This is a genomic window from Rhizobium sp. 768_B6_N1_8 (genome assembly GCF_051811225.1).
GTDB lineage: Bacteria > Pseudomonadota > Alphaproteobacteria > Rhizobiales > Rhizobiaceae > Rhizobium.
This window is the reverse complement of sequence record NZ_JBPWPV010000002.1, coordinates 308,561-322,247: the sequence shown is the minus strand read 5'-3', so window position 1 is coordinate 322,247 and position 13,687 is coordinate 308,561. Positions and strand designations below refer to the sequence as shown.

Here is a 13,687-nt window from a genome sequence, read left to right as displayed (position 1 = left end):
GACGCGCGGGTTCCTGGCGATCGCACAAGACAGCGCGATGATGTCAGCAAGGCTTCACAAACGCCCAATCGCTCAGGTCGGGGACGTCCGCACCGGTCCGGTGGACTCGCGCAGGATGAGTTCAACCGGCCACAATTCGTGAATCTCCGTCGGCGAACGCCCGGCCAAAAGCTGCAGGACGAGATCGGCGCATCGCGTACCAGCCGCACGCATCGACGACCGGGTTGCCGACAGCGAGGGGACCATGTTGTCGGCTGTCAGATACGGAAAGACGTCATCGTGGGCAATGACCGAGACATCGCTGCCGATCTGGAGCCCCAGCGAACGTGCGGCGCGGTAAATGCCGAGCGCCGTCATCATCGACCCCGCGACAAACGCGGTCGGCCGCTTCGGCTGCTCGAGAAATGACCGCGCAAAGCGGAAACCGAGCTCGTCGGTGAAATTGCCGTTGGCGATCAGTTGCGGATCGACCTCGATCCCGTGGCTCTGCAAGGCGCTGCGGTAACCGATGTCGCGATGCAGCGCGTAAGTTGCGCCCTCGCGGCCATTGATCATCGCAATCCTCGTATGACCGAGATCGATCAAATGCGAGGTCGCGCGGCGTACAGCCCCTTCATTGTCGATATCGAGCCAGGGGTGCGGCACGTCGATGTCTGAACGGCCATGAACGAGGAACGGCATTCCCAGCTCATGCAGCAGCGCGATACGCTGGTCATTGGGTCGAGGCGAATGCACGATGATCGCATCCACCCGCTGACTTTCCGCCAGCCGTCTGTAGAGTTGCATCTCGGCATCATATTCGGGATTGGCCATCGGAATGACCAGGATATCGGTGTCTTCCGTGATAAGACGCTCCGCCATACCGGCCATGAATTCCGCGAAATGAAACTCGCCGGCACGCCCCATGACGACGCCAATGGCACCAACCCGCCCGGTCTTCAGTCTGACCGCATTGACGTTCGGCCGGTAGCCCAGCCGCACCGCCTCTTGGACGACGCGGGCGCGCGTCACCTCGCTTACCTCGGGATAGCCACTGAGCGCACGGCTGACGGTCGTTGGAGACAATCCAAGTTGTTTTGCGAACTCTTTGAGTTTCATTGACCGAAATAACTTTCATCGCCTGCGCTGCCGGGCATCTATACCATCGGCCTCGCAAATTCCACATTCTATGCCGTCGATTATATTTTCTCAAATCGATTTCAATTTCATCTGCCGCCAGATGAACACTAGCGCGAATTAGGAAATCACGGCATTTGGGTTTTCAGTTGATTTTAAACGATATTCCGCATTTATGAACAAGTATAGGTCGCAATCAAGAACCTCCCTTGACACGGTATCGACCTTCTGACAGTTTTTCACAACCAAATCGATTTCAATTTGGTCTTTGGGAGGAGAAAATGAAGTTTCGTTTCACTGCGGCCGCCCTCGCGGCTGCGCTTATTGGCGTGTCAGTTCCGTCCTTTGCCGCCGAGATCAGCATTTCAGCGAGCTCTACCGGCAAGAACCTCGATCTGTTCCGCAAGCAGCTCGATGCCTTCGAGAAGGCGACCGGCAATACGGTCAAGATCGTCACCATGCCGCCCTCATCCACTGAACAGTTTTCGCAATATCGGCTCTGGCTCGCAGCCGGCAACACGGATGTCGATGTCTACCAGACGGATGTTATCTGGGCCCCGCAGCTGGCAGACCAGTTCGTCGATCTCAAGGATGCCACCAAGGACGTCGTCGGCGACTTTTTCCCGGCGATCGTTGCCTCCCAGACCGTGAACGGCCGTCTGGTCGCAATGCCGCTTTATACGGATGCGCCGGCCCTCTTCTACCGCAAGGATCTGCTTGAGAAATACGGCAAGCAGCCGCCGAAGACCTGGGACGAGATGGAGGCAACCGCCAAGGAAATCCAGGAAAAGGAACGCGCCGCCGGCCAGAAGGATCTCTGGGGTTACGTCTTCCAGGGCAATGCCTATGAAGGCCTGACCTGCGATGCACTGGAATGGGTCAAGTCCTCGGGCGGCGGCCAGATCATCGAGACCGACGGCACGATTTCGATTAACAACGAGAAGGCCGCGGCAGCACTCAATCGCGCCAAGGGCTGGATCGGGACGATTTCACCGAGCGGTGTGCTCGCCTATCAGGAGGAAGAATCCCGCGGTGTCTGGCAGACCGGCAACGCCGTCTTCATGCGTAACTGGCCCTATGCCTATGCGCTGGGCAACGGCGCCGACAGTCCGGTCAAGGGCAAGTTCGACGTGACGACACTTCCCGTTGCCGCAGAAGGCGACAAGCCCTCCTCGACGCTCGGCGGCTGGAATCTCGCCGTCTCGAAATATTCGAAGAACCCGGATGCGGCGATCGAACTCGTCAAGTTCCTGACGTCGAAGGAAAGCCAGAAGCAGCGTGCCATCGAGCTTTCCAACCTGCCGACCTTGTCGGCGCTTTATGACGACAAGGACATTGCTGCTGCGCAGCCGTTCATGCCGAATTGGAAGCCGATCTTCGAAAACGCTGTGCCGCGTCCGTCGGCTGTTGCCAAGGTCAAGTATAACGAGGTTTCCGCCAAGTTCTGGACCGCCGTGCACAATACGCTCTCCGGCAGTGGGACAGCCGAAGAAAATCTAGAGCTTCTCGAAGCCGATCTGACGACGCTGCAAGGCAGCGGCTGGTAACAGATCGAGGCGGCAGCGTCGGATATCTCGCCGCTGCCGCTTCCGATACGCCGTCGTCGATTGTCTCATGAAGCGGATATTCCATGAGTGAAGTTGCAGTCTCCCAAAATCTGAGCACGGGCGCGCGCACGAAGGCAATCTCTTCGGATCTGCGCTCGGAACGTGTCCGATCCGCCTGGATCTTCCTGGCTCCGACCCTGCTGATCCTGGCCATCGTTGCCGGCTGGCCGCTGTTCCGCACCATATACTTCAGCTTCACCAACGCGTCGCTGACGAACCTCGGCGATGCTCAGTTCGTCGGCTTCGACAATTACCTCTCCTGGGTTACCCTGAAGAGCGGCCGCACGATCTATAGGGGACTGCTGGCCGATCCCGCCTGGTGGGGCGCGGTCTGGAACACGGCAAAATTTACGCTGTTGTCGGTGACGATCGAAACCGCGCTCGGCCTCATCGTCGCCCTTGTGTTGAACGCGCAATTCGTTGGCCGCGGCGTCGTGCGCGCCGCTATCCTCATTCCCTGGGCGATCCCGACCATCGTCTCCGCGAAAATGTGGGCCTGGATGCTCAACGATCAGTTCGGCATCCTCAACGACATGTTTCTCAGCCTCGGGCTCATCAGCCAGAAGATCGCGTGGACCGCTGATCCCCAGACAGCGATGATCGCCGTTCTGATCGTCGACGTCTGGAAGACAACGCCCTTCATGGCGCTGCTGATCCTCGCCGCCCTGCAAATGGTTCCGGCCGATATTTACGAGGCCGCAAAGATCGACGGCATCAACCCCATCAAAGTGTTCTGGCGTCTGACCCTGCCGCTGATCCGCCCGGCAATCATGGTCGCCGTGATCTTCCGCATGCTCGACGCCATGCGCATCTTCGACCTGATCTACGTGCTGACACCGAACAACGCCCAGACCAAGACAATGTCGGTGATGGCGCGCGAAAACCTCTTCGATTTCGACAAGTTCGCCTATGGCGCAACCGCCTCCACTGTTCTCTTTCTTATCATCGCCTCCGTTACCGTGCTCTACATCTGGCTCGGCCGCGTCAATCTCGGTGGAGGCGAACGCTGATGCTGCTCACAGCCACGAAGAATACGCTGTTTTATCTGCTGGTCGCGGTCATCGTCATCATCGCGGTCTTCCCGTTCTACTACGCGATCCTAACAAGCTTCAAAGTCGGCACCGCGCTCTTCGAGGTCACCTACTGGCCGACCTCGATCTCGCTGGAAAACTATACCGGCGTGTTGACGACCGGCAGCTTCATCCGCAGCCTCGGCAATTCGCTGCTCATTGCCTGCCTCGTGGTCGCCGCCTCTTTGCTGCTCGCCGTGACCGCATCCTACGCGCTTGCCCGCGTGCATTTCCGGGGTCGGGCCCTCTTGATGCTGACCATTCTGTCCGTCTCGATGTTCCCGCAGATCGCTGTGCTCGCAGGGCTATTCGAACTCATCCGCTGGATCGGCATCTTCAACACGCCCTTCGCGCTGATCTTCTCCTATATGATCTTCACTCTGCCTTTCACGGTGTGGGTGCTGACGACTTTCATGCGGGATCTGCCGATCGAGATCGAGGAAGCGGCCATCGTCGATGGCGCCTCCCCCTGGGTCATCATCACGCAGGTGTTCATGCCGCTGATGTGGCCGGCCCTGGTCACCACCGGTCTGCTTGCCTTCATCACGGCCTGGAATGAATTTCTGTTCGCGCTGACTTTCACCTCGTCGGATGCGCAACGGACGGTGCCGGTAGCGATCGCTCTCCTTTCGGGCGGCAGTCAGTTCGAAATCCCCTGGGGCAATATCATGGCGGCATCGGTCATCGTTACCGTGCCCGTCGTCATCCTTGTTCTTATTTTTCAACGCCGGATCATTTCCGGGCTGACGGCCGGCGGCGTCAAAGGCTGAGGAAAGCGCGACATGGCACAAATTAGATTAGACAATATCCGCAAGAGCTTCGGGGCATTCGAAGTCATCAAGGGCGTTAGCATGGACATCCGGAAGGGGGAGTTCATGGTCTTCGTCGGCCCGTCCGGTTGCGGCAAGTCCACCTTGCTTAGATTGATCTCAGGACTGGAGGACATAACGTCAGGCACGCTTTCCTTCGATGGTCAGCCGGTCAATCGTCTTTCCCCGTCGAAGCGCGGCATCGCGATGGTCTTCCAGTCCTATGCGCTCTATCCGCATATGACGGTCTACGAAAACATGGCCTTCGGCATGAAGCTCTCCGGCCGAACCAGAGAAGAATGCAAGGCGCGCGTCGAACAGGCAGCCGGCATGCTGCAGCTCTCACCCTATCTGGAGCGCCTGCCGCGCCAGCTTTCAGGCGGCCAACGCCAGCGCGTAGCCATTGGCCGCGCCATCGTTCGTGACCCGAAGGTCTTCCTGTTCGACGAACCATTGTCGAACCTTGATGCCGCTTTGCGCGTTGCCACAAGACTGGAGATCGCCAAGCTTCACCGCGGCATGCATGACACCACGATGATCTATGTCACCCACGATCAGGTCGAGGCCATGACGCTTGCCGATCGCATATGCGTTCTTCGTGATGGCGTCGTCGAACAGATCGGAACTCCGATCGAGCTCTACGAGACCCCGAACTCAATCTTCGTCGCCGGCTTCATCGGCTCGCCGAAAATGAACTTCCTCTCCGGACCGTTCGCGGCTCCCTATAATGCCCATACGATTGGGGTGCGAGCCGAACATATCGAGTTTAGAGATCAGGATCCTGTCTGGACGGGCACTGTCATCCACTCAGAAATCCTCGGCTCGGACAGTTTCGTCTATCTCGACATCGGCTCCGCCGAGCCGCTGACCGTGCGAGAGACCGGCGTATCGAGCCACCAGCCCGGCCAGCAACTGGGCGTGTCGCCGGTCAAGGATCGCATTCACCGTTTCGACCAATCCGGACGCGCACTCGAAAAGGTCCCTTTCAAGGGCGCAGCCTGACCACCAATCAAACAAACAGGATCCGACCGCTTCCCATCGGTTCCGGTCCGCTACTTGCTGTGAAGGAGCAAAAACTTGTCTATTCGCACCATCGTCTGGGGTGAGAACATCCACGAAAATACCAACGCCATTGTCCGGGAGATCTATCCTGATGGCATGCACACCACGATCGCCAAGGCGCTGAACACCGATCCGGCGATTTCGGCAACGACCGCCACGCTGCAGGAGCCGGAACACGGCCTGACGGAGGCCCGCCTTGCCGAGACCGATGTGTTGACTTGGTGGGGTCACAAGGACCATGGCGCAGTCTCTGACGTCGTCGTCGAGCGTGTCGCCAAGCGGGTCTGGGAGGGCATGGGCCTTCTCGTGCTGCATTCCGGCCATTTCTCCAAGATCTTCAAGCGGCTGATGGGCACGCCCTGTGCGCTGAAATGGCGCGAGGCGGGCGAGCGCGAGCGTCTGTGGACGATCAATCAGCGCCATCCGATCGCTGCTGGTCTCGGCGAGCATTTCGAGCTGGAAAACGAAGAAATGTACGGCGAGCAGTTCTCGGTGCCGGAGCCGTTGGAAACGGTGTTCATCTCCTGGTTCCAGGGCGGAGAAGTCTTCCGGTCTGGCCTCACCTGGCGCCGCGGCGCCGGCAACATCTTCTATTTCCGTCCCGGCCACGAAACCTACCCGACCTATCACGATGCGAACGTGCAGAAGGTGCTGATCAACGGCGTGAAGTGGGCCTATAACCCGCAGGGCGACCTGAAGAGCATCACCGATGCCCCAAATGTGCCGGTAGAGAAGGCACTGGAGCCGATCGTCGAGCGTGGTCCGAGACTGCATCAAGCCGGCGAAGCCGGTTACCGCTGAGGAGAAGAGCAATGCGTCTACTTGTTCTTGGCACGGGCATGATGGCCAAAAACCAGGTTGCCAACTTCCTCGCCATCGATGGTGTCGAGGTGGTCGGCGCCGTCGACACCGATCGGACCCGGCTTGATGAGTTCGCCGATCATTTCAATATCGGAAAGCGCTTCAGCACGCTCGAGGAAGCGATCGCCTGGGGCGAATTCGATGCCGCCACCAACGTCACGCCTGACCGGATACATCATGCGACGAGCTTGGCGCTGATCGCCGCCGGCAAACACGTCTTCTGCGAAAAGCCGCTGGCAGAAAACTACGCCCATGCGCTTGAGATGACGGACGCGGCTGAGGCCGCCGGCGTCATCAACATGGTCAACCTCACCTATCGCAACGTCGCACCGCTGCAACGGGCGCGCGAGATGGTGTTGGCAGGCGAACTTGGCACCATCCGCCATGTGGAGGCCTCCTATCTGCAGAGCTGGCTGGTGTCCCGCGCCTGGGGCGACTGGCGCACGGAATCGCGCTGGCTGTGGCGCTTGTCCACCGGCCATGGATCGAACGGCGTGCTCGGCGATGTCGGCATTCATATTCTCGATTTCGCCGCTTATGGCGCCGCGACCGATATCGACCATGTCTTTGCGCGTCTCAAGACCTTCAACAAGGCGCCGGGCGGACAGATCGGTGAATATATGCTCGACGCCAATGACAGCTTCACCATGTCTGTCGATTTCGCCAATGGCGCTCTCGGCGTCATCCATGCGACACGCTGGGCGACCGGTCATCTCAACGAACTGAAGCTGCGCATCTATGGCGAAAAAGGCAGCCTCGAAGTCATCCATCGTCCTGACGGCTCAGATCTTCGGGGCTGCTTCGGTGACGATATTGAAAGCGCCACCTGGCGTGACATCGAGGTGCCGTCAGTGCTGACCAACTACCAGCGCTTTGCCGAAGCGGTCAGAACCGGAAAGCAGGACGATCCCACCTTCCGCCATGCCGCCAACCTGCAGAAGGTCATCGACCTCGCGATCGTATCGGAGAAAGAACGTCGGGAGTTCAATCTGCTGGCTTCCGAGAGCCTGGAAGGCACGGCCGGCCAGGAACGCAAGACGGACGATCAGGGACCGGCGCTAGCACTCGTCGTCTGAAGGCATGGTGAAACATCGAAGGCCCGCGTGATCGGGCCTTCGTCGAGCTAATAGCTCACGCTGCTTATCCGTGCCAGAGCGCGAGTGCCTCGTTGCAGACTACACAAACGGCACCCACGCGATCTTGGCTCGCCGTGGCTCTTTTACGCCAGGCCAAGACACGCTTACTAGGCGGCCTTAACAGGCGCTCTCACGCCCCGATAAGCAATGAGATCCTCGATTGTGATCAGATGGAGGCCGTGCCGTTCGGCAAACTGCTCAAGCTCGGGCAGGCGTGCCATCGTGCCATCATCATTGGCCACCTCGCAGATGACACCTGACGGCGACAGGCCGGCAAGCCTTGCGAGGTCGACAGCCGCCTCGGTATGACCTGGACGAGAAAGCACGCCGTTCGGATGCGCACGCAACGGGAAGATATGGCCGGGCCGCGCAAAATCCTCGGGGCGGGACGTCTCGGCAATGAGTGCGCGAACCGTCGCGGCGCGGTCAGCCGCCGAAATTCCGGTCGTCGTTTCAGGAATATAGTCAACCGACACGGTGAAAGCCGTCTTCAAAAGTTCGGTATTGTTGGGGACCATCTGCGGGATCTGCAGCTCGTCCAGCCGCTCGCCTTCCATTGCCACACAGATGAGGCCGCGAGCATAATTCATCATGAAGGCGATCGCCTGCGGGGTGATTGCCTCGGATGCGATGACGAGGTCGCCCTCGTTTTCACGATCACGATCGTCGACGACGACCACGATCTCGCCACGCGCAATCGCGACGATCGCATCTTCGATTTTGGAAATTGCCATCTTCTCTGCCTTTCAAGGGTTAGCCGCAGTGTGCGGCGTACATGGCCTGTCAAAAGCCACCATTTTCCCTTGGGCGAACAAGCATATGAAACACCGCGTGCCGAGCGGTGTCCTCTGCGTTGCTCTCTTCCATCCGGACTATGACCGTCGGCTCCGGCATCTCACCGGATCTGCTGACCCTTCGCTTCCACGAAGGCGCTCGCGGGCTCCGAGTTGCCTCGATACCGCCGGTGGGGAATTGCACCCCGCCCTGAGAACATTACTTAGATAGATGATGAAGGCCTTGTTCTGCAAGAGGTTGGGTGCAGATCTCGCCGCGGGAACTGCCTCGCAGAGGTGAAAGCACCGTTTCCTATTGTCGAACAGAGCTAGGACATGATGAGGCCGCCATCGACATTGATGGTCTGGCCGGTAATGTAGGCTGCATCGTCGCTGGCAAGGAAGGTGACGAGGCCGGCGACGTCTTCGCCGGAACCGGCGCGCTTCATCGGAATGCCTTCGACCCATTCCTTCATCAGTTCGCCGGGGCCGTAATTGCCGAGCAGCTTGCCCCATGCCTGGTCGTTATAGGCCCACATGTCGGTCTCGATGATGCCCGGGCAGAAGGCGTTGACGGTGATGCCGTCGGTGGCGACTTCCTTGGCAAGGCTCTGGGTGATGCCGACGACGCCCATCTTCGAGGCGGCATAATGCGGCGTGTAGATGAAGCCGTCGCGCGCCTGGCCGGAGGCCGTGTTGATGAGACGGCCGCCGCGGCCGTGCTTGCGCATGCGGGCGATCGCTTCCTGGGCGCAGAGGAACACGCCTTTGGTGTTGACGGCCATGACCTTGTCCCACTCGCCCTCGGTCATATCCTCGATGCGGGCGATGGTGATGACGCCGGCATTCTGGATGGAGACGTCGACAGCGCCGAATGCCTGCTCGGCTGCGTCATAAAGGGCCTTGACGCTTGACTTGTCAGTGACGTCGCCAACGAAGGAAATAACCTTGCCGCCATCTGACTTGATCTGTTCTGCCACGCCATGCACGCTGTCTTCATTGGCCGAAACGACGAGATTGGCGCCTTCGCGCGCAAAGCGTTTGGCGATCGCTGCACCGATACCGCGGCTTGCGCCGGTAATGACGACGGTCTTGTTTTCAAAACGTTGCATTCTCTTTTCCTTTCAACGGCGCCGGCGTGAGCGCACCGATCTGCACTGGCGACACTTGTCTCCGCACTCAGAGTTCAAACGGCTGCCGAAATAATTCCTGCGAATTCCGAGGCCTTCAGCGAAGCGCCGCCGACCAGCGCTCCGTCCACATTGCGAAGCCCGAATATCGCCTCTGCATTGGATGCCTTGACCGAGCCGCCATAGAGGATCTTGACCGAATGGCCATCGCTGCCCAGCCGCTCTTCGAGCATCTGCCGGATCGCCGCATGGACCTCCTCAATCTGTTCGTGGGTCGGCACCAGTCCGGTTCCGATTGCCCAGACGGGTTCATAGGCGATGACAAGATTTCGGCTGGTAGCACCCTCGGGGACGGATCCCCGCAGTTGTTCGCCGACGACTTCGATTGCCCGGCCTTCGTCGCGCTCATGGCGTGTCTCACCGACGCAGACGATCGAAATCAAGCCTGCCCGATGCGCGGCAAGCGCCTTCCCCAGCACAATCTCATCGTCCTCGCCGTTCAGGACACGGCGTTCGGAATGTCCGAGGATGACATAGCGCGCACCGAGATCGGCAAGCATTTCGGCAGAAATTTCGCCCGTGTGGGCACCCGACGACTGCGCGTGGCAATCCTGCGCGCCGATGGCGAGATCAGTATCCTTGACCCGCGCCACGGCGCGGTCGATCAGCGTGAAGGGCGGGCAGACGACGATATCGCACGTCGCACTGCCCGTTAGCCCCTTCAGCGCCTCGATCTCAGCTTGGGAGGAGACGAGACCGTTCATTTTCCAATTGCCTGCGATCAGCTTACGCATGTCATCACCAGCAGCAGAAGCCGCCGTCAACGAGCAGATCGACACCCGTCACGAAACTTGCAGCATTCGAGAGCAGGAAGACCGCAGGACCGACCATCTCATCGACACTGGCCATACGCTGCATCGGCGTCTGTTCTTCGAAGAGCTTGGTCTGATGTACCATCTCCGGCCGGGTGTTCATCGGCGTTGCGGTATAGCCCGGCGAAATCGTGTTGACGCGGATGCCGCGCCCGACCCACTCCATGGCGAACGACTTCGACATATGGATCACGCCCGCCTTCGAGGCATTGTAATGGGCCTGGCTCAAACCGCGATTGACGATAACGCCCGACATGGAGGCGATGTTGACGATCGACCCGCGGCCGTTCTTCAACATGGCGCGTGCCTCGGCCTGGCAGGACAGGAAGATGCCCTTCAGGTTGATGTCCATCAGCGTCTGGTACTGATCCTCTTCCATCTCCTCGGCGGGATTAGCGTTGGCGATACCGGCGGCATTGACAGCAAGCGAGAGCGCACCGAGATCGGCTTCGGTGCGGGCGACGGCTTCGGCAAGCGACGATTTACTGGTGACGTCGGCAGCAATCTCGATCGAGCGGCGACCGGCAGCCCTGATATGGCTGGCAGTCGTGGCAAGACCGTCATCAGTGCGGCGATCGAGAAGCGCCACGTCGGCGCCGCACTGGGCAAGACCGATGGCGATCCTTTGCCCGATGCCGCTGCCGGCGCCCGTCACGATGGCAACCTGGCCGCTGAGATCAAATAGTTTAGGTGCGTTCAGAGAGATGTCGGACACCGCTCTTCCTTTCTGTCTTTGCCTAGATTGTCGCCAGTTCCATGACCGAGACGTCGTTCGCCTCGTCACGCTTCAAAATGCCTGCCTGTTTGCCCTGCGCCAGCACGAGAATGCGGTTAGATACGCCGAGAACCTCCTCGAGATCGGAGCTTACGACGATGACCGCGACGCCCTGTTTGGCGAGGTTGACGATGATATCGTAGATGCCGGCGCGGGCTCCGACATCGATACCGCGTGTGGGCTCGTCCAGCACCACGACCTTCGGATCGCGCATCAGCCATTTGGCGATGACGACCTTCTGCTGGTTGCCACCCGAGAGGTCGGAGGCAAACTGCTCCGCACGCCCCTTGACGCCGAATTTCGCCACCGCCTTTTCGGCGAAAACGCGTTTCACGCTCGAAGTGAGCCAGCGCCCGCCAAGCTTGTCGAGATTGGCGTAGATGATGTTCTCGCTGATCTTGTGTGCAACGACGAGCCCTTGATCCTTGCGATCTTCCGGAACCATCACGATGCCCTTGGCGATCGCATCCGCAGGGCTGCGCAGCTTCAGCGCCTCGCCTTCCAGCCGGACCGAGCCGGCGCTGATTGGATCGGCACCGGAAATCGCGCGCACGAGCTCGGTGCGGCCGGCACCGACGAGGCCGGCAATGCCGAGGATCTCGCCCGCGTGAACGTCGAAACTTACATCCCGGAAGGAATCATCCGGCGACGTCAGGCCGGACACTTCGAGCACGGGCCTGCTGGTCGGCTCGGGAAGGGTCGGAAACATGCGATCGAGCGAGCGGCCGACCATGCTTTCGACGATCGTGCGTACCGGCGTCGAACTGTCGGCAAATTCATGGACGCGCTCTCCGTCGCGAAGCACGACGATGCGATCGGTGATCTTTTTGATCTCTTCCATGCGGTGGGAGATGTAGATGATGCCTACGCCCTCGGCGCGGAGCTTGCGCACCTGCTCGAACAGGGCTTCCGTCTCCGCCCCGCCAAGGGCTGCGGTCGGCTCGTCGAGGATCAGGAGTTTTGCATTGAGCGCCAGCGCCTTGGCAATCTCGATCAGCTGCTGGTTGGCGGTCGAAAGACCGGCAACCTTTCGGGTCGCGGGAATGTGCAGGTTCAGCCGTGCGAGCTGTTCCTGGGCGCGGCGGACCATCTGGGTACGGTCGACCACGCCGTTCTTCATCGGCCAACGACCGATGAAGACATTTTCAGCGATTGAAAGATGCGGCAGAAGCTGCAGTTCCTGATGGATCAGCACGACGCCCTTGTCGATCGCCTCGCGTGGAGCGGCCGGGGCATAAGGCTGCCCCAGCCATGTCATCGTGCCCTCGGACGGTGTGCGTGATCCGGCAATGATGCCTGACAGCGTCGACTTGCCGGCGCCGTTTTCGCCGAGAAGTGCCACCACCTCGCCGGGATAGACGTCCAGGTCCACATTTTTCAGAACCTGGAGCGGTCCGTAGCGCTTGGATATGCCCCTCAGGGAAAGAACCGGCTCGGTCACAGCACACCTCCTCGAGATTTTGACTGATTACGGATGGTTGGCGATGAAGCCTGCCACGTTTTCCTTGGTCGTCAGCGTGGCGTCCATCAGCTGAACCGGTGGCACCTTTTCCTTGGCAGCGAGCTTGACCGCGTTCTCCACCGCATCGCGGCCCATCTTCTGCGTCTGCTGTGTCGCGGTCACGTCGAACACACCCTTGCTGAGGGCCTCGAGCGCAGCGGTGTCGCCATCAAAACCACCGACCACGATCTTTTGCGATGGATTAGCGACCTTGATCGCCTGGGCCGCACCGAGCGCCAGTCCATCTGCCTGGGCAAAGACGATCGAGACATCAGAATTCGACTGGAGCATATTCTGCATGATCTGGAAGCCCTCGTCCTGGCTCCACATGTTGGAATATTGCTCGGCGACGACGCTCACGTCCGGATAGGCCTTCAGGGATTCCTGGCACCCCTTGGTGCGGTCCAGTTCAGGCGTGGTGCCCTTCTGGCCATGGATGATGACCATCTTGCCCTTGCCGCCGGCTTCCTTGAGGATGTAGTCGCAAACCGCCTTGGCGGAGGCGACGGAATCGGTCGCCAGGAAGGTATCGCCCGGAGCGCCTTCAGCATTCCGGTCGACGTTGACGACCGGAATGCCGGCCTGCTTTGCGAGCTTGACCGGCACACTGGCTGCAGCAGCGCCTGCCGGGATGTAGATCAGTGCGTCGATATTCTGGGTCAGCAGGTCCTGGATCTGGTTGACCTGGGTCGGGCCATCGCCCTTGGCGTCGACGGTGAGGACCTCGATGCCACGCTTCTTGGCTTCAGCTTCGACGGACTGCTTGATCTGGTTGAAGAAGTTTGCCTGCAAATTGGCGACGGCAAGGCCGAGCTTCTTGACTTCGGCCGCCTGAACGGATCCGAGGCTGAGGCCAAGCAGGGCGGCAGACGCGAGCAGAGTGCGCGCAAATTTCATGTCAGTTCCTCCGTTGTTAGTGAACCCTCGGGTATCCTCCCCCTCGGGCAATAGCTCCGCTCCAAACCTCTCGGAGAG

General features: G+C 59.9%; 13 protein-coding genes and 1 riboswitch. Of the genes, 6 read left to right on the top strand and 7 right to left on the bottom strand.

Annotated features, from left to right (window positions below; all coding sequences use genetic code 11):
* Positions 1–72: 72 nt before the first annotated feature.
* Positions 73–1,098, bottom strand: a complete 1,026-nt coding sequence (locus tag AB8B33_RS25740; RefSeq protein ID WP_439017525.1) for a substrate-binding domain-containing protein — start codon at positions 1,096–1,098, stop codon at positions 73–75.
* 299 nt (positions 1,099–1,397) lie between these two features.
* Between AB8B33_RS25740 and AB8B33_RS25735 the strand changes: the two genes are divergently transcribed.
* The 6 genes from AB8B33_RS25735 (at position 1,398) to AB8B33_RS25710 (ending at position 7,601) form a co-directional block, all read left to right on the top strand.
* Complete coding sequence (locus AB8B33_RS25735) at positions 1,398–2,663, top strand: ABC transporter substrate-binding protein (protein ID WP_439017524.1); 1,266 nt, start codon at positions 1,398–1,400, stop codon at positions 2,661–2,663.
* Between the two features lie 83 nt (positions 2,664–2,746).
* The gene (locus AB8B33_RS25730; RefSeq protein ID WP_113322514.1) at positions 2,747–3,733 is read left to right on the top strand and encodes a carbohydrate ABC transporter permease; all 987 of its coding nucleotides are present in this window, start codon (positions 2,747–2,749) and stop codon (positions 3,731–3,733) included.
* A complete protein-coding gene (locus tag AB8B33_RS25725; protein ID WP_113322513.1) occupies positions 3,733–4,563 on the top strand; it encodes a carbohydrate ABC transporter permease in 831 nt (276 codons plus the stop codon). Before AB8B33_RS25730 ends, AB8B33_RS25725 begins: the two co-directional genes overlap by 1 nt.
* 12 nt (positions 4,564–4,575) lie before the next feature.
* Positions 4,576–5,604, top strand: coding sequence for an ABC transporter ATP-binding protein (locus AB8B33_RS25720; protein WP_439017523.1), 1,029 nt, complete (start codon positions 4,576–4,578; stop codon positions 5,602–5,604).
* Positions 5,605–5,679: 75 nt separating this feature from the next.
* On the top strand, positions 5,680–6,465 hold the full coding sequence (locus tag AB8B33_RS25715) for a ThuA domain-containing protein (protein WP_439017522.1): 786 nt from the start codon (positions 5,680–5,682) through the stop codon (positions 6,463–6,465).
* Positions 6,466–6,476: 11 nt separating this feature from the next.
* Complete coding sequence (locus AB8B33_RS25710) at positions 6,477–7,601, top strand: Gfo/Idh/MocA family protein (protein ID WP_439017521.1); 1,125 nt, start codon at positions 6,477–6,479, stop codon at positions 7,599–7,601.
* Positions 7,602–7,768: 167 nt separating this feature from the next.
* Here the strand turns inward: AB8B33_RS25710 and ribB are convergent, their stop codons facing one another.
* The 6 genes from ribB to AB8B33_RS25680 all read right to left on the bottom strand — a co-directional run bounded on the left by ribB (position 7,769) and on the right by AB8B33_RS25680 (position 13,609).
* Positions 7,769–8,395 carry a 3,4-dihydroxy-2-butanone-4-phosphate synthase gene (ribB, locus tag AB8B33_RS25705; RefSeq protein WP_113321781.1) on the bottom strand — a complete coding sequence of 209 codons (627 nt, stop codon included), beginning with the start codon at positions 8,393–8,395 and terminating at the stop codon, positions 7,769–7,771.
* 117 nt (positions 8,396–8,512) lie between these two features.
* Positions 8,513–8,657, bottom strand: a riboswitch (FMN riboswitch).
* A 106-nt stretch (positions 8,658–8,763) separates the two neighbouring features.
* On the bottom strand, positions 8,764–9,546 hold the full coding sequence (locus tag AB8B33_RS25700) for a glucose 1-dehydrogenase (RefSeq protein ID WP_439017520.1): 783 nt from the start codon (positions 9,544–9,546) through the stop codon (positions 8,764–8,766).
* 74 nt (positions 9,547–9,620) lie between these two features.
* A complete protein-coding gene (tpiA, locus tag AB8B33_RS25695; RefSeq protein WP_113321779.1) occupies positions 9,621–10,358 on the bottom strand; it encodes a triose-phosphate isomerase in 738 nt (245 codons plus the stop codon).
* Positions 10,359–10,362: 4 nt separating this feature from the next.
* Entirely contained in the window at positions 10,363–11,151 is a 789-nt protein-coding gene (locus tag AB8B33_RS25690; RefSeq protein ID WP_113321778.1) for an SDR family oxidoreductase, read from the bottom strand.
* A gap of 22 nt (positions 11,152–11,173) precedes the next feature.
* A complete protein-coding gene (locus AB8B33_RS25685) occupies positions 11,174–12,652 on the bottom strand; it encodes a sugar ABC transporter ATP-binding protein (protein ID WP_439017519.1) in 1,479 nt (492 codons plus the stop codon).
* 27 nt (positions 12,653–12,679) lie between these two features.
* The gene (locus AB8B33_RS25680; RefSeq protein WP_113298805.1) at positions 12,680–13,609 is read right to left on the bottom strand and encodes a sugar ABC transporter substrate-binding protein; all 930 of its coding nucleotides are present in this window, start codon (positions 13,607–13,609) and stop codon (positions 12,680–12,682) included.
* Positions 13,610–13,687 lie beyond the last annotated feature (78 nt).